At 60.1% G+C, this 25,036-nt stretch carries 23 protein-coding genes; 10 read left to right on the forward strand and 13 right to left on the reverse strand.

All coding sequences use genetic code 11. The features are described 5' to 3' along the window. The first annotated feature begins 429 nt into the window (after window positions 1-429). Window positions 430-1,149, forward strand: coding sequence for a CPBP family intramembrane glutamic endopeptidase (locus BSZ35_RS01995; protein ID WP_181149139.1), 720 nt, complete (start codon window positions 430-432; stop codon window positions 1,147-1,149). Window positions 1,150-1,352: 203 nt separating this feature from the next. On the opposite strand, the gene BSZ35_RS02000 is transcribed toward BSZ35_RS01995, so the two are convergent. Beyond that, entirely contained in the window at window positions 1,353-3,449 is a 2,097-nt protein-coding gene (locus BSZ35_RS02000) for a thioredoxin domain-containing protein (protein ID WP_105010889.1), read from the reverse strand. A 66-nt stretch (window positions 3,450-3,515) separates the two neighbouring features. Continuing rightward, window positions 3,516-4,865, reverse strand: coding sequence for a DUF4147 domain-containing protein (locus tag BSZ35_RS02005; RefSeq protein ID WP_105010890.1), 1,350 nt, complete (start codon window positions 4,863-4,865; stop codon window positions 3,516-3,518). Window positions 4,866-5,197: 332 nt separating this feature from the next. Between BSZ35_RS02005 and dnaA the strand changes: the two genes are divergently transcribed. Beyond that, complete coding sequence (gene dnaA, locus BSZ35_RS02010) at window positions 5,198-6,892, forward strand: chromosomal replication initiator protein DnaA (protein ID WP_105010891.1); 1,695 nt, start codon at window positions 5,198-5,200, stop codon at window positions 6,890-6,892. A gap of 790 nt (window positions 6,893-7,682) precedes the next feature. On the opposite strand, the gene BSZ35_RS02015 is transcribed toward dnaA, so the two are convergent. Together BSZ35_RS02015 and hisI are read right to left on the reverse strand one after the other, a co-directional pair. Continuing rightward, window positions 7,683-8,186, reverse strand: coding sequence for a hypothetical protein (locus BSZ35_RS02015; protein ID WP_105010892.1), 504 nt, complete (start codon window positions 8,184-8,186; stop codon window positions 7,683-7,685). A gap of 122 nt (window positions 8,187-8,308) precedes the next feature. Beyond that, complete coding sequence (gene hisI / locus BSZ35_RS02020) at window positions 8,309-8,701, reverse strand: phosphoribosyl-AMP cyclohydrolase (RefSeq protein WP_105010893.1); 393 nt, start codon at window positions 8,699-8,701, stop codon at window positions 8,309-8,311. A gap of 273 nt (window positions 8,702-8,974) precedes the next feature. Between hisI and yidD the strand changes: the two genes are divergently transcribed. Beyond that, window positions 8,975-9,292, forward strand: a complete 318-nt coding sequence (gene yidD, locus BSZ35_RS02025; RefSeq protein ID WP_105010894.1) for a membrane protein insertion efficiency factor YidD — start codon at window positions 8,975-8,977, stop codon at window positions 9,290-9,292. A 150-nt stretch (window positions 9,293-9,442) separates the two neighbouring features. Here yidD and BSZ35_RS02030 read toward each other — a convergent pair whose 3' ends face one another. Beyond that, on the reverse strand, window positions 9,443-10,549 hold the full coding sequence (locus tag BSZ35_RS02030; protein ID WP_105010895.1) for a VWA domain-containing protein: 1,107 nt from the start codon (window positions 10,547-10,549) through the stop codon (window positions 9,443-9,445). Between the two features lie 135 nt (window positions 10,550-10,684). Then, window positions 10,685-11,086: a hypothetical protein gene (locus BSZ35_RS02035; RefSeq protein WP_105010896.1), complete on the reverse strand. Its 402-nt coding sequence runs from the start codon at window positions 11,084-11,086 to the stop codon at window positions 10,685-10,687. 291 nt (window positions 11,087-11,377) lie between these two features. Between BSZ35_RS02035 and BSZ35_RS02040 the strand changes: the two genes are divergently transcribed. The 5 genes from BSZ35_RS02040 (at window position 11,378) to BSZ35_RS02060 (ending at window position 15,075) form a co-directional block, all read left to right on the forward strand. Next, entirely contained in the window at window positions 11,378-11,992 is a 615-nt protein-coding gene (locus BSZ35_RS02040) for a sigma-70 family RNA polymerase sigma factor (protein ID WP_105010897.1), read from the forward strand. Beyond that, window positions 11,989-12,459, forward strand: a complete 471-nt coding sequence (locus BSZ35_RS02045) for a hypothetical protein (RefSeq protein WP_105010898.1) — start codon at window positions 11,989-11,991, stop codon at window positions 12,457-12,459. The genes BSZ35_RS02040 and BSZ35_RS02045 overlap by 4 nt, the downstream gene beginning before the upstream one ends. 167 nt (window positions 12,460-12,626) lie before the next feature. Beyond that, the gene (locus BSZ35_RS02050) at window positions 12,627-13,769 is read left to right on the forward strand and encodes a TRAP transporter substrate-binding protein (RefSeq protein WP_105010899.1); all 1,143 of its coding nucleotides are present in this window, start codon (window positions 12,627-12,629) and stop codon (window positions 13,767-13,769) included. 94 nt (window positions 13,770-13,863) lie between these two features. Further along, the gene (locus BSZ35_RS02055) at window positions 13,864-14,409 is read left to right on the forward strand and encodes a hypothetical protein (RefSeq protein ID WP_105010900.1); all 546 of its coding nucleotides are present in this window, start codon (window positions 13,864-13,866) and stop codon (window positions 14,407-14,409) included. A gap of 24 nt (window positions 14,410-14,433) precedes the next feature. Then, a complete protein-coding gene (locus BSZ35_RS02060; protein WP_105010901.1) occupies window positions 14,434-15,075 on the forward strand; it encodes a uracil-DNA glycosylase in 642 nt (213 codons plus the stop codon). 152 nt (window positions 15,076-15,227) lie between these two features. Here the strand turns inward: BSZ35_RS02060 and aroA are convergent, their stop codons facing one another. Beyond that, on the reverse strand, window positions 15,228-16,517 hold the full coding sequence (aroA, locus tag BSZ35_RS02065) for a 3-phosphoshikimate 1-carboxyvinyltransferase (RefSeq protein ID WP_105010902.1): 1,290 nt from the start codon (window positions 16,515-16,517) through the stop codon (window positions 15,228-15,230). 117 nt (window positions 16,518-16,634) lie between these two features. After that, window positions 16,635-17,507 carry a ParA family protein gene (locus BSZ35_RS02070; protein ID WP_105010903.1) on the reverse strand — a complete coding sequence of 291 codons (873 nt, stop codon included), beginning with the start codon at window positions 17,505-17,507 and terminating at the stop codon, window positions 16,635-16,637. 661 nt (window positions 17,508-18,168) lie between these two features. Between BSZ35_RS02070 and thiE the strand changes: the two genes are divergently transcribed. Then, window positions 18,169-18,846 (forward strand): thiamine phosphate synthase, encoded by a 678-nt coding sequence (thiE, locus tag BSZ35_RS02075; protein WP_105010904.1) that lies wholly within the window; start codon window positions 18,169-18,171, stop codon window positions 18,844-18,846. 3 nt (window positions 18,847-18,849) lie between these two features. Here the strand turns inward: thiE and BSZ35_RS02080 are convergent, their stop codons facing one another. The 3 genes from BSZ35_RS02080 to hemA all read right to left on the reverse strand — a co-directional run bounded on the left by BSZ35_RS02080 (window position 18,850) and on the right by hemA (window position 22,172). Next, entirely contained in the window at window positions 18,850-19,581 is a 732-nt protein-coding gene (locus tag BSZ35_RS02080) for a uroporphyrinogen-III synthase (RefSeq protein WP_105010905.1), read from the reverse strand. 110 nt (window positions 19,582-19,691) lie between these two features. Continuing rightward, a complete protein-coding gene (hemC, locus tag BSZ35_RS02085; protein ID WP_105010906.1) occupies window positions 19,692-20,660 on the reverse strand; it encodes a hydroxymethylbilane synthase in 969 nt (322 codons plus the stop codon). An 84-nt stretch (window positions 20,661-20,744) separates the two neighbouring features. Next, the gene (hemA, locus tag BSZ35_RS02090; RefSeq protein ID WP_105010907.1) at window positions 20,745-22,172 is read right to left on the reverse strand and encodes a glutamyl-tRNA reductase; all 1,428 of its coding nucleotides are present in this window, start codon (window positions 22,170-22,172) and stop codon (window positions 20,745-20,747) included. Between the two features lie 347 nt (window positions 22,173-22,519). Here hemA and BSZ35_RS02095 point away from each other — a divergent pair, with 347 nt between their 5' ends. Continuing rightward, window positions 22,520-22,867, forward strand: a complete 348-nt coding sequence (locus tag BSZ35_RS02095; RefSeq protein ID WP_146109974.1) for a hypothetical protein — start codon at window positions 22,520-22,522, stop codon at window positions 22,865-22,867. Between the two features lie 36 nt (window positions 22,868-22,903). Here the strand turns inward: BSZ35_RS02095 and BSZ35_RS02100 are convergent, their stop codons facing one another. After that, window positions 22,904-23,842 (reverse strand): universal stress protein, encoded by a 939-nt coding sequence (locus BSZ35_RS02100; RefSeq protein ID WP_105010909.1) that lies wholly within the window; start codon window positions 23,840-23,842, stop codon window positions 22,904-22,906. Window positions 23,843-23,887: 45 nt separating this feature from the next. Continuing rightward, complete coding sequence (locus tag BSZ35_RS02105; protein WP_105013681.1) at window positions 23,888-24,814, reverse strand: universal stress protein; 927 nt, start codon at window positions 24,812-24,814, stop codon at window positions 23,888-23,890. Window positions 24,815-25,036 lie beyond the last annotated feature (222 nt).

A 25,036-nucleotide genomic window follows, 5' to 3' on the forward strand; every position in this document is an offset into this window, starting at 1 on the left:
CATTCAGAATAGTGGGAGCGCTTCCATAACACAAGCGAATTTTGCGTTGGAGGAAGACAACATCCGACTCACAATGCCGGAATCCCGGAGCGGGTCTCGCATCAGACTGACGTGAAATGTCATTTTCGAAGATGTTAGACTGTCATCACCCGTCGGATGTCGCATCACACCGAAAGCACGTCAACGATCGCTCCCCCAGCGTACGTCACGGTCCGCTCAGCTGTCAAATGAGAGAGCTTGGGAGATGCGCCAAAGGAGGAGTCTCCCTTCCATCGGGAGTCCTATTCTACATCGTCCCTCGTAGTGAGATATGGACCCCAATGGGGGCTGCCTGTCCTCTTATGCTGCCCTCTCCCCTTGTACTTCCCTGGTCGAGCCCCTCCACTCCAAGAGAAGCACCGGATGTGCAACATACCGCGCAAATCATCGATGAGCACACTGTCCTCTCGCCCCCTCTCCCCACAGCAGAACGATGAGGCAACGCCCCAGAGTCGAATCTGGAACCCAACCCCTCTCGGTCGACTGTACCTTGGACTCGAGTGTGCGGCGTTATATGTGGGACTCCCGATTTTTCTCTACCTGGAACGCCAACTCCTCGACACCTGGCTGACATTTATCCTCCTCCTGCTCGCTGCTGGCTGCACGGCTCTACTCCTGCGGGACGGCAGCTTCCAGCGCCGTCATCTGTGGAACCGGGCGTCCTTCCGAACCCACCTGCGTCGAACTCTGTGCTGGTTCCTTCCTGGTGCTCTCGTGGTGGGGACAGTCTTTGCTCTCGCGCGCCCCGATCTCTGGTTCACCTTTCCCCGGGTCCACCCCGAAGCGTGGCTCTTAATTGTCGTTACGTACCCCATCTTGTCGGCCTATCCCCAGGAAATTATCTTTCGGGCCTTCTTCTTTCACCGATACCATGCTCTTTTCCCAAGCCGGTGGGGAAAAATCACCGCGAGTGCCCTCACCTTTGGCTTCGCCCACATCGTGTTCGCAAACTGGCTCGCCCCGGCGATGACAGTCATCATGGGACTTCAATTTTCCCTCACCTACGCCCGGACTGAATCGACGCTCCAAGTCGCGGTCGAGCACGGGCTCTGGGGCCTCTACGCCTTTACCGTGGGGCTGGGATGGTTTGTCTACAGCGGCGCACTCTGACATCTCGCTCTATGACCAGCTTGCGCTATCGTGCATAGGATATACATCGCTTCAGACGTAAGCTCCTCCCAAGCCCCCCTTCGTCGCTTCAGGCCATCTAGAGGGCCAGCATCTGGATGGCCTATATGCTAAGTCTGGAGTGACGGTTGAAGGGGATTTTTCGGTGTCATCATCAGAGTGTTCGGTCGGTTCAGTAAGGGCCTCTATTCTAACGACAGTTGCTCACGGAGCTGGCCCGGATCGGTCGTGGGCGCCTCGCACTGAAAATCCCGGCAGACGTACGCTGCCGCCTGCCCGTCTCGGGGCGTTTGGTCTTCCGTAAAAGGAGCGAGGTCCGTGATAGCCGGACGGTCGCCCGGCGGTCGATGTACGATCACGGAAAAGGGATCGTAGGTGGAGCGCAGGACCTCAACCAGCGCCTGCATATCGTCGCCGTCCACCTCGCCTGCAACGACGACTTCGCGGGATGAAGCAAGGGCAAACTGAAGTCCGGCCAGCAGGGCGGTAAAGCCGGTCGGGCGCGATCGGGACTGTCGGCCCGCCCAGCGGGCAAGCGCATCGGCGCGCTCCTCCAGTTGCGTTCGTCCCGTGAGACGCGCCAGCCTTATCAGATTGGAAAAGTGCACTGAGTTGCCGGACGGCTTGGCGCCATCGGACAGCTCTTTGGGGCGCACGATCAGTTCCTCTCCATCCGTGGATGTCAAAAAGAAGCCACCGTCTTCTTCATCCCAGAACTGGGCAATAGATTCGTCCATGAGATCGATTGCCGCCTCCAGCCACTCCACCTCAAAGGTCGTTTCGTAGAGCTCGATGAGGCCCCAGACGAGAAAGGCGTAGTCGTCGAGGTGAGCCTGCACCCCGGCCTCCCCCTCCCGGTAGCGATGCAGTAACGTGCCGTCCTCGTCTCGCAGCGTATCGAGAACGAACGCCGCCGCGTCGGTCGCCGCCTGCTCGTACTCCGGCTCATCGAAGACGCGAGCGGCCGTGGCCAGGGCTGCAATCATAAGGCCGTTCCAGTCTGTGAGAACCTTATCATCTAATCCAGGGCGCGGCCGTTTATCCCTGTGCGCCACAAGAGTAGCACGGGCCTCCTCAAGCGTAGACCGAAGTTCAGGAAGCACCATTTCCCGCTTCTTCGCCTCCTCCTCCAGCGAGCGATTCAGATAAAGAACATTCTTCCCCGTCCGCTTCCCGGTGGCCTCTTCCTGGTAATTGCCCTCGGGCGTCATGTTGTAGAGGTCGATCAGGAGCTCGGACGTCTCTTCGTCGAGCAACTCACGCACCTCTTCAACACTCCAGACGTAGAATGCGCCCTCCTCCATCTCTCCTTCCTCATTCGGACTGTCTGCATCCTCGGCCGAATAGAAGCCGCCCTCCGGTGCCTGTAGATCGCGGAGGACATAGGTGAGCACCTCACGAGCCGTCTGCTCGTAGCGCTTCTCGCCCGTCGCCTGGGCCGCCTCCGTATACGCCAGCACGTGCATCGCCTGGTCGTACAGCATCTTCTCGAAGTGGGGAAGCACCCACCGCTCGTCGGTCGAGTAACGGTGAAAGCCGTACCCCACCTGATCGAAGATCCCGCCCAATCGCATCTGGTCGAGGGTCTCGGTCACCACTTCAAGCGCTCGATCCTCCCCGGTCCGGTGCCACTGACGAAGGAGAAAAAGCAGATTGTGTGGTGCCGGGAATTTCGGGGCCGATCCGAACCCGCCGTGCGTGTCGTCGAACTCGCGGGAAAGCTGTTGAAACGCCTCATCCAACACCTCCTCGTCCGGCGCCTCCGTCCCGCCGCTCTCGTCCACCGACCGCTGAAGGAGCGAAGTGACCTCGTCGGCGTCCTCCAACAATCGGTCGCGTTCATTTTCCCACATCTGCTGAATGCGCGGCACGAGGTCCATCATCCCCATCTGCTGAAAGCGTCCCTCCTTGGGCAGATAGGTTGCCGCATAAAATGGCTTTCGATCCGGCGTGAGGAGCACCGTGAGCGGCCATCCGCCCTGTCCACGCATCATCTGGCAGACGTTCATGTAGATGGTGTCGACGTCGGGCCGCTCCTCCCGGTCCACCTTGATGGACACGAACGTCTCGTTCATCATCTCGGCCACATCCTCGTCCTCGAAGGACTCGTGGGCCATGACGTGGCACCAGTGGCAGGTGGAATAGCCGATCGACAGGAAGATGGGCTTGTCCTCCTCCTCCGCCTTCTGAAAGGCCTCCTCGCCCCACGGGTACCAGTCGACGGGATTGTCCTTGTGCTGGCGGAGGTAGGGACTCTGCTCGTCGGCAAGACGGTTGGGCATGTACGGACTGTACGGACGGTGGATAAAGAGAACGACTTGAGGTGAACGGCAGGCCCGGCGTTCAGTTCAGGCGTTGTCCTTCTCCTCCGATGGTTTCACGAGTCCGACGTGCACGTCCATTACGTTCGTATGCGTCGGGCCGGGTCGCAGCAGCTGGTCGATGCGATTGAAGAGCGTGTACGAGTCATTGTCCCGCAGGTGCGCCTCCGGATCACAGCCATTAGAGCGAGCCCCCTCCACCGTCTCCGGCGTCGCCCAGGCCCCCGCCGCGTCCGTCGGCCCGTCGATGCCGTCCGTGCCCCCACTTAAGAGCACCGCGTCCACGTCCGCGTCGTTCAGAGCAATCGCCCCCGCCAATGCGAGCTCCTGATTGCGCCCGCCTTTCCCGTCGCCCGTCACCGTGACGGTCGTCTCCCCGCCCCAGAGCCAGCACGTCGGCTTTTCTGGGTCTGCCTCCATCATCGTCTCAACGTGCTGGTGCGCCACGTCACGCGCCTCGCCCTCCACGCCCGACTCGACACGCACCTGATACCCTCGCTCCTCGGCGGCCGTACGAGCCGCATCCAGCGCCATCTGATTGGTGCCCAGCAGCGTCGTCTTCGTCGTGTCAAAACAGGGATCATCCTCCGAAGGGGTTTCGGAGCGCTTGCCGCGGGCCCCGGCCGCCAGATGCTCGCGAACCGATGCCGGCACGTCGTGCCAGAGCTGGTGCTGATATAGGACCTGCATCGCCTCGTCGTAGGTGGAGGGATCGGGGACGGTGGGCCCACTTGCAATAACGGAAGGGTCATCGCCCACAACATCCGAAACCACCAATGCTCCTACGTGCGTCGGATGGGCCGCCCGGGCCAATTGCCCGCCCCCCACCTGCGTGAGGTGTTTACGAACGACGTTCGCCGGCTCAATGGATACCCCCGCCGTGAGCAACCGATGATAGGTCGTTTTGAGGTCGGCCAAATCGATGAACTCGACGGGCAGTGACGACAAGGCCGTACCGCCCCCCGACACAAGGACGAGCAGCAGATCGCCTTCGTCCAGCCCTCGGGCGTGCTCCAGCATCCGCCGGGCTGCGCGGACGCTCTTCTCGGTCGGGAGCGGATGTCCGCCCTCCATCACGCGAATCGCGTCGGGCGCCGGGAGCCGATTCGGGTACGTCTCCGGATAGCTCTCAGGCACCACCACGATTCCGTCATCCACCAGCCCCTCATGCCGTTCCTCCAGCACGCCGGCCATCGCCATCGCAGCCTTGCCCATGCCAACCACCTGCACCGTATCGTAGTCGATTGGCTTCCGCGCGGCCCAGGCCTCAAGTGGGGAAGATTCAAATAGACGGTCCGCCTGGACCCGACGGATGGCGGCCCGAAAAATGGCGTGTGCATCCGAAACGAGTGTAGAGGAGATTGATGCGTTCGACATTGGTGTGGGGGTCGATGACCAAAAATACTCACTGCAAGTACATGACGTACAAAAAATGGTTGAGGGGCGCCGGCCGTACGACCTCTAAAGCGTGACCGACCCAATCGACATCGACACCCTTCGTTTGTCGTTTATTTTCCAGAGAGCGCATACGTATCATTAAACATCGCCCCAATCGTCCTGAGCGGCGTTCGACCGCGCGTATATAAATTTTCCCAGGATGCGCTTGCGAAGGTGGTGCCTCAGGTCTACGTTGTGCACGCGTCGATTTGGGCATACCCTCCGGCGCCGTCTCGCTGTCCATCGCGAACGCCTGGCCCGTCTTTCTCTCTATGGTTCCGTCCGCTCCCAACGCTTGGCGCGATGCCCTTCATGACCTGCGTGATGCCCTTCCTGAACGGACGGTTCAGAATTGGCTTGATCCCATTGAGCCACTTTCCCTCGACACTGAGGGAGGCACCCCGACCCTCACGCTTCAGGTGCCGACCCCGTTCGGGATTCAGTACCTGCGCAGTCGATTCAATAAGGAGATCAATCAGGCCGTAACGCAGGCCGTGGGAGAACCAACGGACGTTGAATACGAAGTCACGCCGGAGTCCGAACGGCCGGACGAGATTGTGACGGACGGGGACGAGCCCGACTCCTCTTCGCCTCCATCCCCGGACGCCGCTTCTGAGCAGTCGTCCTCGTCTCCTCCTCCCTCTCGTCCCGAGGGCCCTTCCACTTCTGACGACCGGTCGGCGGCGTCCTCTTCGTCCCCGCGCTCTCCCCAGCGATCTCAAAAAACCGCCTCCCCATCCTCCTCGCCCTCCGGCCCCAGCAACACCGAGCGCTCGTCGGCCGCTCAGCCGTCCTCACCGTCCAGCGCAGACGAAACGCCCGACGTGGCGGGGGAAGCTGCCCCAACGCCGGAAGAGTTGGCAAGCATTGAGCGGGCCGGTGCCGGGTCCGCCGACGAGCGCTCGGCCCTCTACGAGAAAGCCCATGAGCATCTGCGGCCGGAATACACGTTCGACGAGTTTATTGAGGGCGACGGCAACCGACTGGCACGCAGCGCGGCGTTTGCGGTGGCCGAAGAGCCAGGCAGTACAAACTATAATCCGCTCCTCGTGTACGGAGGCGTGGGGCTCGGCAAGACCCACCTCGCACAGGCAGTCGCCAACTACGCCCTCGAACACAACACCGCCGAGCACGTCCTGTACGTCTCTAGCGACCGCTTTACGAGCCAGTTCGTTCAGTCGGTCCGAGAAAACCGAATTGCGGCCTTCTCCAGTTACTACCGGCAGGCCGATCTCCTCATCGTCGACGACGTGCAGTTTTTCGGGGAAAAAGAAAAGACCCAAGAGGAGTTCTTCCACATCTTCAACGACTTGCACCAAAACGGCAAGCAGATCTTTCTCTGCGCCGATCGCCCCCCAGCTAAGATTCCCGGCATTGAGGAACGTCTGCTCTCCCGCTTCCAGTGGGGCCTGAGTGCCGATATCCAGCGCCCCGACCTGGAGACTCGTATTGCCATTCTCCAGCGCAAGGCGGCTCGTCAGGATATCGACGTGGAGCCGAAAGTGCTGGAACTCATTGCCCAGCGCATCGACTCCAACGTCCGGCAGCTCGAAGGGACGCTCACCCGGCTCACGGCACTCGTACAACTGGACAACGGCACTCTTGACCTCGAAACGGCTCGCAAATATCTCCGCGAACATACCGACGAGGAGCCGACCGCTCTCGATGCCGCCGAAATCATTGAGCAGGTCTCCGATTATTTCCGGCTGTCGGAAGACGACATCCTCTCCCGGTCCCGCAAGCAAGCCGTAGCCCGAGCCCGCCAAATCGCGATGTACCTCTGTCGTGAACTGACGGACGAGTCCTACTCCCATATTGGCACCCGCTTCGGTGGGCGCGACCACTCCACCGTGATCCACGCCTACCGGAAGATCGAGGAAAACCTGGAGTCGGACCCCGACCTGCAGGACGACATTTCCTCCCTTGAATCCCGCTTGCGCAATCGGTCGCTCTCATCTCCGATGTAGTCCTCGATCTCTTTTTGGGAAAATACGCCCCCCGATCTACTTGCGTGGGGTGCCAATCCTTTTTCCTTCCCTCAGTTGTGATTGGAAAAACCCGAGAGTCCCAGACTCCTAGTGTCGTCGAATGACACGTTCCGAGTGAAGCGACACGTCAACCGCATCGGTGCGTCTGGAATCGGAGGAACTGTGAGGGCACGGTGGTCTCATAATCGACGCGCAACTTCCTGAAGGCGTTGGGCACAACGTTTCTCCCCACCCTTCCGCTTCAAAGGCGACTTTCGTGATTGCGGTTCCCCTCGCGCACAAGGCTTATCGATTTGCTGTCGAATGGCCTCTCCGCCTCCCCCCAGCAACGGTCCCACCTTTAGAACCTGGTTTGCGAGCGGATTCGTCGCCGAGATACAGTGGGCGAAGAGTCCTGGAGCCCCCAAATAGAGGTCGGCAAGCTAGCTTCCCCGTAGTGGAACCACCATGCGATTGCGCAAGCCTATAGACCCAAAACGGAAGACTCGATGTCGAGGCGCACCACCGCAGACCGGAGCGGGTTCGGTCTGGGAGTCGTCTTTCCTTTTCGTATCAAAGGCCTAGGGATGCTTCTTTGCAATAACGGAAACATCATTCGATCCTGCTCATCTCCGCCATCGCTCATTCCTCCTCGAAGACTCCGCGCGCAATGTCCTCCGGGATCAATGCGTTCAACAACCGTCCGGTGGCATCGCACAAGTCAAACGGGGCCTTGATTTCTCCATCTCTCCTAACTCCCCTCGCAACGATACAATTTGAGATGAGTCATTCAGGATCGAGGAAGGTCTTTTTCAATCCCCCACTCTTCGCAAAGAAGATCAAAGAGCTCATACTCTTCGGCCGCCACGTTTGCATCTGCCACAATGAGCCCCTTTAGAAAGTCCAGATAATGCTGTGCCAGCACTTCCGCACGATCGCCCGCCTGCTCTGCTAGCTCAGCCGCCAACGCCTGCACCCGTTCACGAACGGCCTCAGGTCCCTTCTCCAAAAGAGGAGCCAGCTCGTCCGCCCGTGCCTCCGCATTCACACTTCCCTCCTGCTCCATCCGTCGTTCGAGCTTCTGCACCAGCATCCGTTCGGAGATGTGCTCCGTCCCGTCCGCATTCATGATCAAATAGGACAGATCAAAGAGCGCCCGCTTCAGCACCTGCACCCGATCGGCATCGGCAGGGGACGCTCCATCAGCGGCCATGTCGAAAAGACTTACGTTGGTCTCCTGTTCGTCGGAGGGGGAAGCGGTCATTGGATCGTAGTCGTGATAATGAAAAGACATCTCGATACGAAGTGCAGCGGCCCAATCGCACGAATCGGGACGGCCTGAAGGTGCGTTCCCTGTCCCCGCAAACGCCTCAACGGAGGTAGTCCCGTTGCAGTCCCCGAAGGACAATCGGCACATTAAGCATCGTCGTACACGGCGTCGGGATCAAACACCTTCTCCCCATCCGCCACGAGCTCTTCCCCCTCGACCCGTCGATAGAAGCAAGACTCATATCCCGTGTGACAGGCCCCGCCCTCCTGTTCCACTTTAAACAGAAGCGTGTCGCCGTCACAGTCCAATCGTACCTCCTGTACCATCTGGGTGTGGCCACTCGTCTGCCCCTTCACCCACCGTTCCTGCCGCGACCGACTCCAGTACACCATGCGGCCCGAATCAAGGGTATCGCGGAGTGTCTCGGCAGTCATGTACGCCATCATAAGCACTTGGTCTGTGCTCGCATCCTGAACGATGGCAGGTACGAGACCGGCCTCATCGAAGGACACGGCCTCTAAAAGGGCACTATCGGTCATAAAAACGGGAGCATCGGGGGAAAACCAGAATTCGAGAGTTGAAAGGCCGTCTCCGACAATGGTTCACCAGACGATCGGGAGATTCCCTCCACTCCATGCATCGCCCCAACCCCGGAACTACGCCTCCGCTTCTGTTCACTGTGGTCCGGGCGAACCATCGGACCCACGCCGTCATTCTCTTCCGAAGCACTGAACTGGACGTCACCCTATCGAACTCCGAGATGTGCGCAACGTTCTAGAAATGAGTTTTTAGTCTTAAAGCTAAATGGTGCCATGCGGCGTGTTGGGGCCTTTTTATTGCGACTTCCCCGTCTTCTGCTCATTGGACTCGTGCGGGCCTATCAGCTAATTCTTTCTCCGCACCTGCCCAGGACGTGCCGCTACCAGCCCACCTGCTCCCAGTACTCGATTCAGGCCTTCCGGAAATATGGGGCAATTCGCGGGCTTATCCTCACAGTCTATCGACTGGGACGTTGTCATCCCTGGGGCGGACACGGCTACGATCCGCCCCGCTGGTTCGACGAACCGCCCCCCAAACCTGCATCTGGAAAGGAGTCTAACGTCCCACCACCGTCCGAGCTGCAGCACTAAGAGACTGTTTTCCTTTCATACGCTGTGAGACTCTGCGGACCCGTTTCTTCCAGCCGGGGATGCAGACGTACACGCTCCGACTTGCTAGCTATCTGCAAACCATCGGCCTTGAGGGTAGAGTCGGGCGTACATTAACACAGGCTCCACACACTATCGCATGTGTTTTCGGCGGTTGCGCACGTAGTCCTCAAACAGGAAGGATCCAAGATCGTCGAGCTCCGCGTAGTACGCTCGGCCCCGGTTCACCTCGGTAAGCTTCCGCACGAAGTCCTGAAGCCCCGGATCCCGAGCAATCATGAAGGTGGTGATTGTGATGTTCTGGCGCCGGCAAATGACCCCTTCGTCTAGCACCTTGTTCACAATCTTCGGGTCTAGCCCGTAAGGGTTGCGGTACATCTGCCCATCTTCGATATGACAGCTGGGCTTGCCGTCGGTGATCATGAAGATCTGCTTGTTGCGGTTGTTGCGACGGTGCAGAATCCCACGCGCCCGCCGCAGCCCTGCTCGCGTATTCGTGTGATAGGGTCCAACATCGAGGTACGGTAGGTCCTCCATTTCAATCTCCCAGGCGTCGTTGCCGAAGGCTACGATGTCGAGCGTGTCCTTCGGATACTTGCTGGTGATGAGCTCGGCCAGCCCCATGGCAACCCGGCGAGCAGGCGTGATGCGATCCTCCCCGTACAGCACCATTGAGTGGGAGAGATCGATCATCAGCACCGTGGCCATCGTGGCGTGATGGTCGGTCTGGTGAACCTGAAAGTCGTCCTCGGACAGATTCCAGTCGTCCCCGAGCCCCGACCGGCGGAAGGAGTTGGAGAGCGTGCCCGTCGCGTCGAGGCGAGAAATGTCATCTCCAAACGTCCAATCGCGAGTTTCGGGCAAGCGCTCGTCGCCCTGACCCGTATGCGGCGTCTGATGGTCCCCTTGCCCGTGCTTGCGAAGCTCACTGAAGATTTCCTCGAGCGCCGATCGGCGGAGGGACCGCTCCGCCTTTGCCGTAATCTCGACCGTGCCGTCCTCTTCGTTCTCCGTGAGGTAGCCCCGCTTCTTGAGCTCCTCAATGAAGTCTTCGATCGACTGATCGGAGCCCTCCGTGAGGTCGTACTCCTCGTCGAGCTGTCGGAGCCAGCGCAGCGCTTCCTCTGCATCCCCCGCCGTGTGCTCCAACAGCTCCTCAAAGAGGTCAAAGAGCTCCTCAAAAAGCGGCTTTTGGCTGCCGTGTCGCTCGGGATCCCACTCGGTGTATCGAAGACGCATGGGCCTGTACCAGATCGCTGGGGGTGACATCGCTTTGGGGATACGCCCCCCCAGAGACGTTTGTTTTCGGGTGACGCCCCATACGCTCCCGGAAGCGGATCACGGCAGCCGTCGAGCAGACACGTGTGCAGGACGTTACATTTCCGACTCACGTACTGGATCGGATGCCGAGAAGGACTCCTCCGCTGCATTATGCGAGGGCGCTTCGCCCAACTGGGTCTCCCGTTCCACAAAATAGTAGCCGAGCAGAGCCATGCCGGTGGCGAGAAGCAGAATCGCGTAGGCCAACGGCGATTCAAATCCAATCGTCAACAGATCAACGAGAAGCACGCCGATCCCGAGTGCGACGACGATGAGCCCCCATTTCAAAGCGGATCGCGTACTGGGCTCTTTCCACCTCCGGTTCAGAATCGCCTCCGCTACGTCGGCCGACGCATGAGAGTCGAGGGCCTTTCGTCGGATGCGGGTATCCCCGATTAGTTTGGCGATGTAAGCAATCATGCCGAAAAATCCGAGGGGAACAAGAATATCTTCCATTGCAGTGTAGGGCCTTGTAAACAAATGCCGAATGCAACGATCGTCATTCAACCGTGCACCAAAAGCAGACAGGGCTATCTGAGAATCGGTTGCACCCTTTCTCATCCTCTCCCTACTTTCACAAAACTCTTCAACAGAACCTTCACACGACTCCCTGCAACCGATCTCCGCTCTCTCCTGTCTACTGGCAATAGCGTTGCTCGATCGCCGTTCTCGCTCTCCAAATCCTACCCTCGAATTGAGACGCGTCCTGTTGGTATACGTGGAAATGACCCATTCGAGTAACGGTATATGAGCACCGAAACTGAGACACGTTCTGAGCGCGAACTGGTCGAGCAGGTCCTGCAGGGGGACCGTGACGCCTTTCTCTCGTTTATTGACCGCTACGAGCGGCTCGTAAAGCATGTGGTCTTCCGAATGGTAGATGACGACCGGGACCGCGAGGAGCTCTGTCAGGACGTGTTTATGCGGGCGTATCGTTATCTCGACGACTTTCGGTTTGAATCGAAACTGTCGACGTGGCTGGCGCGCATCGCCCGCAACACGTGCCTCAACCACCTGGAGAAAAAGGAAATGCCGTTGTATGCGGACCATGCTCCTGAGTCTCACGACGACTCTCCGGATGCCCGTGCCGCTCTCAACCGAATCGAGGACCCGGACGAAGACGTGTCCGACGCGGCATCTGACCGGGAGCGCCGCGCCCTGGTGCGAGAGGGTATCAAGACGCTCTCGGAACACTACCGGACGGCCCTCACCTTGTATCATTTGGAGGGCATGAGCGTATCTCAAATTAGTGACATTATGAACAACCCTGAGGGGACGGTGAAAAGTCACCTGTATCGGGGCCGTAAAAAACTCAAAGACTGGCTGCTTGACCGCTACAGTCCGGAGGAATTGACCCTATGACCGATCGTGACCACTCTCTTCAAGACGAGTTTGATCGCCACTTCCGTGGGGACGGTCCGCCGCCCGACACGGACGATCCGGAGGCTGCCGCCTATGAGGCCGTGTTTGCCGCCCTGCACGAGGAGCCCGACGGCGACCTGTCGGACAATTTTGCGGAGCAGGTGGCCGATCGGGTGGGCCTAGCCAGCAACGTGGGTCGCGAGCCCTCCCCTGCTCTCGTGTGGAGTGATGTGCTCCTCGTCTTTCTGGCGGTTGCGGCCCTGGGCGCAACCCTCGTGCTCATGCCGTCCGTGCCGACACTCCTGCAGGAAACGCTGTGGGTCGTCGTCCGCTCGCTCAACGACATCTCCGCGTACGTCCGCCTTGACGTTGTGGGCTCCATCGGACTCGCCCTCCTCCTCACTCTCGGCCTCGATCGCTTCCTGCGCCGCTGGCATCCCCTTCGACGCGCCCCGAGCCCGTCTTGATTTCGGGGATTGCGGATTTTGGATTGGGGAATTCGGGCAATGTCATCTTCCTTCACTGGAACGTTCCCCTTCGCCTCCCTCCTAAAAACGACATTTGCGCAGCGTCTCTATGACATTTATCCTTTCGGGGTGACTTCGACTCCTCGAATTATTGCCTTTGAGACGTCATGGAACGGCGCGATTTTGCGAAGAAAGCCCTGCTCGGCGCGGCAGGCGCGAGTGTGCTTGGTGGTTGTGCGGACGACAATTCCTCCGCGAGTGGTAGTGGGGCAGCCAACGTGCAGCCGAACAAGCAAGTGCGTTGGAAGCTTGCCTCCAGCTTCAGCCGCTCCCTCGATACCATCTACGGCGCGGCCGAGGTGCTGTCGGACCGCCTCGCCAGCCTTACCGACGGTAATTTTCAGATTCGCACCTATCCTGGGGGCGAACTCGTCCCGCCCCTCGAAGTGCTGGGCAGCGTCCAGAACGGAACCGTGGAGATGGGCCACTCGGCCAGCTACTACTTCATCGGGAAAAATCCGGCGCTGGCGTTCGACTGCACCGTCCCGTTCGGGCTCACGGCGCGCCAGTATCGCGCCTGGATGTATTACGGCGGCGGGTTGGAGCTGATGCGCGACCTCTTCTCCGACTTCAACATTCTCAACTTGCCCGGTGGCAATACGGGGGCCCAGATGGGCGGCTGGTTCAACGTCGAGGTGAACTCGCTCGCCGATATGAATGGCCTCAAGATGCGGATTCCCGGCCTTGGGGGCCAGGTGATGACGGAAATGGGGGTCAACACGCAGGTGCTGCCCAGCGGCGAGATCTATCCCTCTCTGGAGCGCGGCGCGATCGATGCCGCCGAGTGGGTGGGTCCCTACGACGACGAGAAGCTCGGCTTCCACGAGGTGGCGCAGTACTACTACTATCCCGGCTGGTGGGAGCCCGGCCCCGCTCTTACCTTCTACGTCAACCGGGACGCTTACGACCGGCTTCCGACACAGTATCAGGAGGCGCTCAAAACCGCCGCCGCCGAAGCCGACATGCGAATGCTCGCGCAGTACGACCACAAGAATCCCGCGGCTCTCGACCGCCTGCTCGACAAGGGCACCACCCTCCGCCGCTTCCCGGACGAGGTGATGACGGAGGCCCAAACGGTGACGCAACAGCTGCTCGAAGACAACGCGGCGAACAACAAGCAGTACCGGAAGATCTACGAGGCCTACAAATCGGCCCGCGAAGACGCCTATCGCTGGTTTGGAACCGCCGAGATGGGCTACGCTGACTTCGCCTTCCCCCGCATGGGCGAGAATGCTCCCGATTCGGCTTGATCTCCCAATGCCGAAGAGCTATTCTTTTCTTGACATTAACTTATACAAAATATTTTTTATGGCTGAAGCCTTCCTAAACATTTGATATAGTCCCATGTCCCTTCGCTTTCTTCGCCTAGCCGTCCTTCTGCCGTTCCTCATTCTCGGCCTCTCGCCCGGCTCCGTCTCGGCCCAAGCCGTCAAGGCTGACTCCCCCACCCAATTACGGGGAGCGCCCGTTTCGGTCATTGGGGAGGTGGGAGGCCCCGCGGGCGGATATACCCTCGGCGTGGAGCATCTCTTCGTTCGCACGTCTGCGTTCCAGCTTGGCATGTACGCGGGCGGCTCGTACGGACGACGGCTCATCTGGGACGGAACGGCTCGGGCCGTCACGGCGGGAATCGTTAGCATTCACCAGATTGGGACGATTGGCGCGCAGCCCCTCGCCCTGGAAGGCGGACTGGGGGCCACTCGCGTTCACTCTGAGTTCGACTCCGGAAACACCGACTGGACCACCAGCTACCGCCCCTACCTCTCAGGTGCGCTCCGTGTGGAATCAGAGGAGGGACGCTTCGCGTATCGGGTCGGAGTGGTGGCATTTGGCGGAGAGCACGACCCCGTCTTCCTTCTTCCCGTCCTCGGACTTCGAGTCGGCCTCTAATCGACGATCACTGTTGAGCCTCGCATGCATCAAAACGTTTGGTCCCTCTTTCAGAAACACGTCTTCTCCACTCCGTCCACCGACGAGGCCTTCAATCCGTACCGCGACCGGCGGGACGACCTCGACGTGGCGGACGCCCCCGACATCCGACGGGAGAACCTGCGCGCCTACCTCGCCGCGTACGATGCCGCTCCGCCTCTTTTCCTCCTGCTCGAAGCCCCCGGCCCGTGGGGCTGCCGCTTCTCCGGGGTGCCCATTACGAGCGAGGCGCAACTGACCGACCCGTCATTCCCGGTTGATGGACAACAGACCAGCCGTGAGGACGAGCCCCACACCGAATACAGCGCCTCCATCTTCTGGCGCGTGCTGCAGCCCTACTTTCCGCACTTCTTCGTCTGGAACAGTCTGCCCCTTCACCCACACGACCCGGGTGAGCCGCTCACGATCCGAACCCCACGTCGGACGGAGGTCCGGGAGTGGCAGCCGCTCCTAACCGGCCTGCTCGACGCACTGAATCCGGAACGCATCGTCGGAGTGGGCCGCAAGGCTGAACGGGCCCTCACCGAAGTGGACGCCGACCCGACCTACGTGCGCCACCCGTCGCAGGGCGGGGCGAAGAAGTTTGAGGCGGGCATCAACGAGATCGTCGAAGAGATGGGACTGTAGATTTCTCCACAGTCAAACAGGGGTTGAACAGCGGAGATCGAGCCGAGGTTGCTCCCCATCGTGCCGAGCCAGCCCCCCTTAAATGCCCCTCCCCTGACGTCAGGCGCACCTGAGTTGAGACGCCCCCACTAGAAGAAAGGAGACAACTCTCCTCAGTGCGACGCCACCCGGTCCATCTCCGTCCAGAAGCCCGGAAAGGAGACCTTCGCGCACTCTGCGTCGTTGATGGTGGTGGAACCATGTGCCACGAGCCCCGCCACTCCCATCGCCATCGCAATCCGATGATCGTCGAAACTGCGAACGGTGGTGCCTAGCAGATTGGGCCCGTTGCCCTCAATGATAAGACCGTCTTCGCGCTCCTGTACCTCCGCCCCAAGCGCGTTCAGATTCTCCGCCATCGCGTGGAGGCGATCCGTTTCCTTCACCCGCAGTTCCTCAGCGTCGCGGATCTCCGTAGTCCCTTCGGCACAGGCCGCCGCCACGGCCAGCACCGGAATCTCGTCGATGAGATTCGGCACGAGCCGTCCGCCCACGTCCACCCCCGAAAGGACTGCGCTCCGGACCGTGATGTCGCCGACCGGCTCGGCCCCCTTCACGCGCTCATTTTCGACCGTAATGTTGGCCCCCATGCCGTCGAGCACCTCCAACAGCGCCGTACGGGAGGGATTAAGGCCCACTCCCTTTAGACGGAGTTCACTGTCTGGCACCAGAGAGCCGGCCACCAAAAAGAAGGCCGCCCCAGAAAAATCCCCCGGTACGGTCCACTCGGTCGACGGGATGGTATGTCCCTGCTCCACAATGAGGTGCCGCACTCCTCCGACCTCCTCAACCGGAAGGCCCAGCATCCGCTCCGTATGATCGCGCGACGGCGTCGGCTCAATGACGACGGTTTTCCCTTCCGCAAAGAGCCCTGCCAGCAGTACACAGGATTTCACCTGTGCTGAAGCGACTGGCAGCCGATATTCGATCGGATCGAGACCAGACTGAGTGGCACGAATGCGAATCGGGGCATGCCCGTCCTGCAGCGAGATGCGGGCCCCCATGGCCGTCAACGGGTCGGCAATACGCTCCATGGGCCGCTGCTGAAGCGAGTCGTCTCCCGAAAGAACGGAACCGAACCGCTGGCCCGCTAGGATGCCGGAAAGCAGGCGCATCGTGGTGCCGGAGTTGCCACAGTCGAGCGGCGCGGACGGCGGACGGAGACCGTTGAGTCCGCGGCCCTCTACTTCGAGCACCCCCTCCTCGTCCCGCTCGGCCGCGATGCCCAATCCTCGCACACAGTCGAGTGTCGACTGCGGATCAGCAGAATCTGGAAAATTCTGGATACGTGAGGTTCCCTCCCCAAGGGCCGAGAGAAGCGCGGATCGATGCGAGATGGATTTGTCGGCGGGAAGTGAAACCGTGCCGCGGAGGGAAGAGGCCTGTCGGACAGTCTGAATCATGAGATCGGGCTGAGGGCAGAAACTCGAAAAAGCACAGAGACATCATCCATGATAGCAAATAGCCCGCTCATGATCCATCCCGCATAGAATATGAAGTGCCCCGAACGGCATCGTTTATTACTCAACGGATTCTGCCGGGCTTGAGGTTGAGGATTTTTCAACGGAGCGACCGTCGACTGCTGCCTTGTTCGCCTTGCTCACAAGGCCGTTGTAAATGGATCCGTATCGAGTCAGACGATCTTCCACCTCCTCGATGAGCTGGCCGTACTGCTCGGCCGCCGTGGACTGCGGCGCGTATTGAAAGATGTCTTGATTTCGACTTGGGGCCTCTTCCAGCGCCGGATCGGGCTCAATTTCGGTGTCGAACACTTTTCCTCCGTAGTGCCCCCGGAGGTGATCGATGGCCTGCAGGGTACCATCCTGGCTCCGATCAACCATTGTGAGAAGCACGCCAAGAATGGGAGCCGCCTCGCCAATCCCCTCCCGCACGCGGCGCACGGTTTCCCCAAGACTCACGACTCCTTCCAAGGAGAGGTACGACGGCGTGACCGGCACGAGAAAGGCATCGGCTGCCACAAGTGCATTTACCGAGAGGATGGACGTGGAAGGCGCGCAGTCCACGATAATCTGATCGTAACGATGCGCAACTGGGCTCAACACATCTTCGAGTCGACGATGTCCCTCCTCCTGTTGCTTCAAACGCACGTCTGCATTCGCCAAATCGAGCGCGCCAGTAAGAAGGTCCAAGTCGTCTCGCTCGGTCGCCCGGATCGCCTCCGCCATCGACGCGTCTCCGAATAGGACGTCGGCCGAGGACGGGGCCAGCTCCCGTTGATTCACGCCCAGCGAGATTGAGGCGGACCCTTGACTATCGAGGTCGACCAGAAGAACCGATCGGCCCTTCCGGGCCAATCCCGCCGCTACATTGACGGCCGTCGTCGTTTTACCGACGCCGCCCTTACTATTGATAATTGGGATCGTCTTAAGCATCGAAACGAAGAGTAATTCGGAATTAAAAACAGACCTCAGTAACCCACCTCTCTAAGCCTCCCATCCAACCTGTTCAGGCCGTCAGAGATCACCGTGAGGTCGCTCCTTCACAACAAGATTGCCAAGAAGATAGGGAAATGTAACGCTCCTTCCGGTTGTACGAATTTTCCGTAACGGGAAGCACGGATGCTATGCTCGTCCATCCCGAAGAGTGTGTCTATGGCGTCGGATTCCTCATTCGTCACGTCGCACTGGACATCTGCGTGGCATTAAGAGATTGTTCGCAGGACAAGGCTCTCCTGAAACGACGCACAAGTCGCCGAACGTGAACTCGTTCCGGTCATGAAGAGTCAGACGAGCGTGATTGATTGTAGCGTAGCCGGAGCCGGAGTCAGGCCGGGGCCTCGCAGCATCTTTTTGTACATTTTTGGACCCAGCCAACAATGCCCCCATTCTGGAACGGAGCAGGCACTCACAAGCGAGCACAAGCGGGCTTCGATTCACTTCATAACTCTTCAAGGAGCCAAAGGCCGTTGAGCGCGCAATCTACAGAGAGATCGTGATACCATTCTTTCTCGCTGCTGCAGCTACACAGCGGAACTGCCTTTGGCTTCAGATGTGAAGAGGAACGCGTCATTATCGTCCACGAATTTGACTTCTCATGGAGGAGCCTGTCCCGAACGGCGACCCCACGGTCTCGCCCCCCGACATTGGCCGCCTGCACGTTCTCACCGACTTTCACCTTCAGCAGCAACACGCTCACGCCGAGCTAGCCCGAATGGCCGTGCGCGGCGGCGCCGACACGATCCAGTTCCGCCAGAAGCACGGCGGCATCCAGAACATCTTAGTTGAGGCCCAAAAGGTGGCACAGGTCTGCCAAGATGCGTCCATCCCTCTCCTCGTGGACGACCGAGTCGACGTCGCCCAGGCCGTCGGGGCAAACGGCGTGCACCTTGGGCAGAACGACTTTCCGATCGACGCGGCCCGCTCGATCTTGGGCCCCGACGCCACCATCGGAGCCACCGCAACGAAAACGGAACAGGTCGTGGCGGCCTATGAGATGGGGGCCGATTACATCGGATTCGGTCCCGTCTTTCCCACGACCTCCAAGCGAAACCCAAAATCGGTGAAGGGACCGGAAGGCGTCCGCGACGCAAGTGAGGCCGTGCCCATTCCGATCATAGCCATCGGTGGCATTACACACGATCGGGTCCGGCCCACCCTCGAAGCCGGAGCTCACGGAGTAGCGGTCCTCTCCGCCATCTGCACAGCCAAGAACCCCGAGCGCGCCACCGCCCGCTTCCGAGCCGCCATCGACGGCGCAAAACCAGAATCGTGACGACTATTCCTCCGCGGCCCGAATCGCATTCAACAGTCCCTTCGGCGAGGGGGTGCTCGCCACGGCATCGACCGTGAGCCCCTCCGTCCGAAGAGCGCCGGCCGTCGTCGGCCCAATCGCAGCGCACCGGTAAGTGTCGAGGTTGACATCAGCAGCTCGAACGGCCTCGAGCCCCGAGGGACTGAAAAAGACGAGCCAGGTCCCGGTCGTGGCCCCGGACAGCGATAAATCGTTTCGAGTATGGGTTTCGTACACGACCTGCTCCTCGAAGGCAATGTCCTCCGCCCGGAGCCCGTCCGGCAAAACGTCACGACGCCGATTCCCAGACAGAAAGAGAAGCGGGGTTTCCGGGGGATGTACAGCCATCCAGTCCACCAGGGCACGGGCACTGCCCGTCTCCTCTCCTCGAACATCAAAGCCCAGCGCCCGAAGCCGCTCGGCCGTCTTGGGTCCCACCACGTAGGCCGGTGCCGTCTTCCAGGCGGCGTGAATGGTCCCGTGTGCGTCGAAGACCCGGCGCAGAGCACGTCCTACTCGGGGCGACGTGGCCACAATGCCGTCGTAGCGTTCACGTTGACGAAGGTGGGCTCGAAGCTGATCGTCGTTCGGAAACGCAAACGCAAGTACCGGACGGCACACCGCCTGCGCCCCCGCGTCCTGAAAAACGCGAACATACGGGTCCGGATCATCGGCGGCGCGGAGAAGGATGACATCCGGAGAGACGGTTTCAGTCATACCAGTCGTGATACGGTCGGGGGCGAGATCAAACGAACGGAGACCCCAGTCGTCCCTCAGCGATCTATGCCCGGAGCACGGAAGAGCGTCGTTTCACACGTACCGACCAACTAGGGACGAAAGTGAGCGCCTTGCTCGGCCTCCTCCGTTAAGATGCGCTCGACGATGGCCGCTCCGCCGGCCTCGAGCAAGTCGGTTGCCAGTTGCCGCCCAACGTCTTCCCCATCCTCCGGGGCACAGAGGCGTCGGTCCCGATACTGCTCTTCTCCGTCCAGAGCGGCGATGCAGGCCTCAACTACGAGCATTCCCTCATCGTTGAGGTGCGCCCAGGCGCCCAGTGGGACCTGACACCCCCCTCCCACCGTGCGCAGGAAGGCTCGCTCGGCAGCGGTGGCCACCTCAACGGCCTCATCGTTCAAAACGTCGCGGAGACGGTCGGCAAGCGCTTGGTCGTCGGCAGTGCAGGCAACCCCAAGCGCCCCCTGCCCCACAGCCGGCACCATGATTTCGGGATCGATTCGGTCCCGGATGTGGGCCGAAAGTCCCATTCGCAAGAGTCCCGCCACAGCCAGAACCATTCCGTCCCAGTCGCTGGCCACCAGCTTTTCGATCCGGGAGTCCACGTTGCCCCGGACGGGTACGACCTGAAGATCCGAGCGCCAGGTCTGGAGTTGCGCCGTACGACGAAGGGACGCCGTCGCCACCGTGGCCTTCATGGGGAGGTCTGCGAGGTGCCCCTCAAAAGAGGGATGAGCCACGAAAGCATCGAACGGATCCTCCCGCTGTCCGACGGCCGCCAACACGATGCCCTCTGGCAGGGTCGAAGGAATGTCTTTCAGGGAGTGGACGGCAAAATGAATGTCCCCCGCTAGAAGTGCTCGATCCAACTCTTTGGTAAAGACCGCTTCGTCTCCAATTTCGGAAATGGGGACATCCTGCGACTCGTCGCCTCGGGTGGTCACTGTACGAAGCGTTACCCGGTGCCCTACGGCTTCGAGGCGGGACTTCACGGCATTGGCCTGCCGAAGCGCGAGTTCGCTACTCCGCGTACCAAGAACAAGCGGGTCGGGAATGTCCATAGATGCACGTCTCGGTTCTAAAAAACCGCCCCGACGAACCCCATCGGAGGCGTCCCTCGCCGACCGGAATCCCCGGTCCTCAAATTACTCATCAGAGGACGCCTTCGAAGCCTCGGCCAGCCGGAGCGCCTGGTGAACGGACTTGGCCTCGGCACTCCCCTCCTCGGAATTGTGGGTCAGATACGGACACCGGGAGGGCGCATCGGAAAGCGTTGGCTTCTCATCCTCAGAGGCCCTCGGCAGCGACCGGCCGCCCGAATCGTCGGAAGGAGCAAAAAGGGCGTGGAGAAGCTCGATGCCCTGCACAAAGTCAATGCTGTCCGGATCGACGTTCTTCAACCGAACGATGGGCACGGCGAGCAGCTTTTGCATGATGGACTGGGTCAACCGGTCGACCTCCTCCCGGTCCATGTCGGTACGATGTGCATGTCGGTCGACCTCCTGCTCCCGAATGGAGTCGAAGGTGTCCCGAATGGCCTGAATGGCAGGCTGTAGGGCCTGCTGGTGAAACACCCAAGTGACGAAGTCACTGAGGAGATCTTCACAAATGGCTTCCGCATCGGGCACCGCAGAGCTACGGCGATCCTGCACCTTTTCGGTCCAGGCCTTCAGGTCGTCAAGATCGAAAACCGTATACCCCGACCGAGCATCCATCGCCGGATCCACATTGCGGGGCCGGGCAATGTCGACAAGAAGAGGAGAGGCCGTCGGTGCATCCGGTTCCGGAACGTGTGGCGCCTGGAGAATCGGTTCCGGTGCCCCCGTGGCCACAATCACGAGATCAACCTCGGCAACCGCCTGATGGCGTTCAGCCCATCCCACAACCGTGCCGTTGTGTGTCTCCGCCACCTCACGGGCCCGGTCGATTGACCGGTTCGTTATCTGCACAGAGACAGGCGCGTCCTCCCGGAGGGACTTGAGGGCGAGACGTCCCATCTTTCCCGCCCCCACGAGCAAGACCCGAATCTCGGACAGCGACCGGTCCGCCTGATCCGCAAAGTGCTGCCGCGCCATTTCGACGGAGGCCGTCGACACCGATGCCGCCCCGCGAGAGAGAGTCGTTTCATTTGAGACACGTTTGGCCGCCCGGAACGCGGTGTGAAAAAGCCGGTGCATCACCGAATGCACGTGCCCGGCGTCCACGGCGCGTTGATACGCGTCCTTCATCTGCGCCAGAATCTGCTGGTCGCCCAGCACCATAGAGTTCAGGCCCGACGTTACGTGAAGGAGGTGCCGAACTGCGGCCTCATTCGTTCGTCGAAAGGCGGCCTCCTCCGGCCAGGGCGTCTCCGCTATCCGTGCAAGAGCAGCTTCTACCCGCTGCACGTCCGGGTCCCGCCCATACAGATAGGCCTCCGTCCGATTGCAGGTGGAAAGCAACACGACCTCGGCGTCCTCACTGAGAATGAGGGCGTCGTACAGCGCCTGCTGCTCGTCAACACTTAGGGCAAAGGCATCCGTCTGGGCCACGGACGCATGCTCATGATTAAGTCCGAAGGCGTAAAACGTCATGAAGGGCTGTCGGCCTACGAAAACTGCGTCTGACTTCCTACAATCGAAAAAAGGCCCTGTTCATTGTTCGACGTTGAATAAGAAATGAGTTCCGCCCCCTCCCTTCGTGACCGATCCACAGGGACCAGCAGCGGAAGCCTCATTTCGTCAATACGCCTCCCGAAGCAGAGCCCCACAACATGAAGATACGTAGAACTGATTGATTTGGATAGGAGTGGAATCTACGTTTCCAGATAGTTTTTCCGGGGCAATTCTATTCTCGGGGTCCCATATACGATACTGGATTGGTCCCTCGCCTGCGCCGGATCGAAATGTCGGTGGCTTCCTTACCCTCCACTGTAGCCGTCATGAAACGATTGTTCAACTCGCTAGCAGTCCTCGTCGGACTCTGGCTTCTCGCCAGCTTTCTCGGCGTGATGTTCGATGCAACCCACAAAGATCTTTGGACGCAAAGTTTAATGTGGGCCCTTCTGTCGAGCGTCGTGTTGGCTCCGGTCTTTATGTTCGTCACTACTGCCAGCTCCGACTCCTCCGAGCCCCCCGCTGCTGAGACGAAGACCTTTGAGGTTGATCAGTCGATGGAGATGAACAACCAAGAATCGACACCGCAACCGAAAGACGAGTGGCCCCACACCTCCGAACAACATGGGGACCCGGGCTCCAGTGATCCGGGTCCCATTCCATCGAGCAACTAACAGTCTGGCTTATGGAATGTGGGGTGGAATCATCCCTTACGCGTCCTGCTGCTCCTCATCCGGATCCGTTGGAATCGTGAGGACGGGACAGGGCGCCACCCGTACGATGCGCTCGGTATTGCTGCCGAGAAGAAACCGGCTCACGCCCGTCAGCCCTCGGGTGGCCATGACAATCAGATCGACCCCGCGCGTCTCTGAAAAGTCTACCACGTCCCGAGAGACGTTTCCCTCACGAACGTGATAGGCGCTTTCCACCTCTGGGCCTCCGACATTTTTGTCGAGCTGTTCGAGTGCCCGTTCGGCATTCTTTACAATCTCCGGATCCATCTCAACGACCCCAACTCCGGGAATTCCAGTATCGCTGAAGGTAGGTACGGTGCGCTGCTCCGCCACGAAAAGGAGATGTAGACGCGCCTGATACGCACTGGCAAACGTCTTCGCCGCCTGGAGGGCATCCTTAGAGTGATCGGAGAAATCGGTTGGGGCCAGAATGTCCTGGTACGTCACCTCCTCCTCTTCGTCCGTCCAGGGCACCTCTTCACGCACCGTCATGACCGGGCAGGGCGCGTGACGGACGATCTTGTTGGCGACATTGCCCAACATTAGCCGATCAAGCCCCTTCCGGCCATGGGTGCCCATCACCACGAGGTCGATGTTTCGCTCCTCCACGTACTCGTGAATCGAGTCCGCTACGTCGAAACTAAGCTGAAGCGAGACCGTCGTGTCGAAGTCGTGGTCCTTCTCCGGTGCCAATTTCTGCAACCGCTCTTCAGCCTCGGCCCGAATCTGTTCACGCAACTTTACGGCCCGATCCTGGGCATCGGTGATGCCGTACCAGTCCGGATCCAATTCATTCACGACATGGAGAAGATGCAACCGTGCCCCAAACCGATCGGCCGCTTCCACAGCGTGGGTGAGGGCGTGATCGGCACAGGCCGAAAAGTCGGTCGGGAGAAGAATGTTGTCGAGAGTCATAGACAAGTGCGTCAGCGTGGTCAGAATCGAATGGGAATCCAATTGTTAAGCGTTGGCCTCTGACGAGGCGGCTGGCAAAAGGGATTTTCCAAAGGATTTGACGATGAACACGGGCACGGAGGAACGTCGGACAATGCGTTCGGTCACGCTTCCGAGCAGGAGCCGTTCGAGCCCGCTGCGCCCATGGGTAGCAATAACGATGAGATCTACGTCGTTCTCTTTTTCGTAGTCGAGGATGACGGAGGGAGCATAGCCAATGGTCGTTTCCGCAACCACGTGCTCATACCCAATTTCCTCTCGGGCCATGTTGGCGAGAGAGCGCTCCACCCGCTCCACAACCTCCGGGCCGGGGACATCGGCCATCTCCATACCGTAGGCCGACGGATACATTACCTCTTCTACTGCGTGAAGGAGCGTGATCTGGGCCCCGTACGTCAGAGCCAGTTCCTTGGCGTGCCGCACCGCCGTGGTCGACTCGTCAGAAAAGTCGACCGGGGCCAGAATATTCCGGACGTTCCAGGCCGATGCCGGCTCTTCACCGGCCCGAACCGTAAGGACTGGGCACGAGGCCGTACGGAGCACCTCCTCCGCCACGCTGCCAATCAGCATGCGCTGGAGTCCCCGCCGCCCGTGCGTGCCGGTCACCACGAGATCCACGTTGTGCTCATCCGCATACGACACGATGGCCTCCGCTGGAGATGGTGCATCCACCTGCTCCTGCTGAAGAGACAGGGCCTCAAGATCGATGGGCTGTGAGGGCGGATCGCCGCTATGCAGGAGGTTGCCGAGCGTTCCACTGGAAAGCGGAAACTGCTCTGCCATATCCTGTCGAACCTCCGTCTCTCCCTCCCGCACGTTCAATATGTGGAGTTCCGCGTCATGCCAGTGGGCAAGAGCAGCAGCGTGGGGAAAAGCATGCTCGGCTCCCTGTGAGAAGTCCGTCGGCCAAAGAATGCGCTGGATTGAAAGCATAGTGCGGTCAGGGTTGATGTAGAATGCCCCTTCGGTTTTGCCGGGGATGGAAAAGCCTGGGATGACCGGGGCCGCCCCAATCATTTTTGGATGTTCACAACTGTGAATTCGCCCATCCTTAGAGTGGCAAATTTGACGCGGATCTGCAACCCGTGCCCTTGTGTTTCGGGGACGGGCCCTGCCCCCCAACGTTGTGGGGACTCTCCCCACCCCACAACGAGA

This window comes from Salinibacter sp. 10B (assembly GCF_002954405.1).
Taxonomy (GTDB): Bacteria; Bacteroidota; Rhodothermia; order Rhodothermales; family Salinibacteraceae; genus Salinibacter.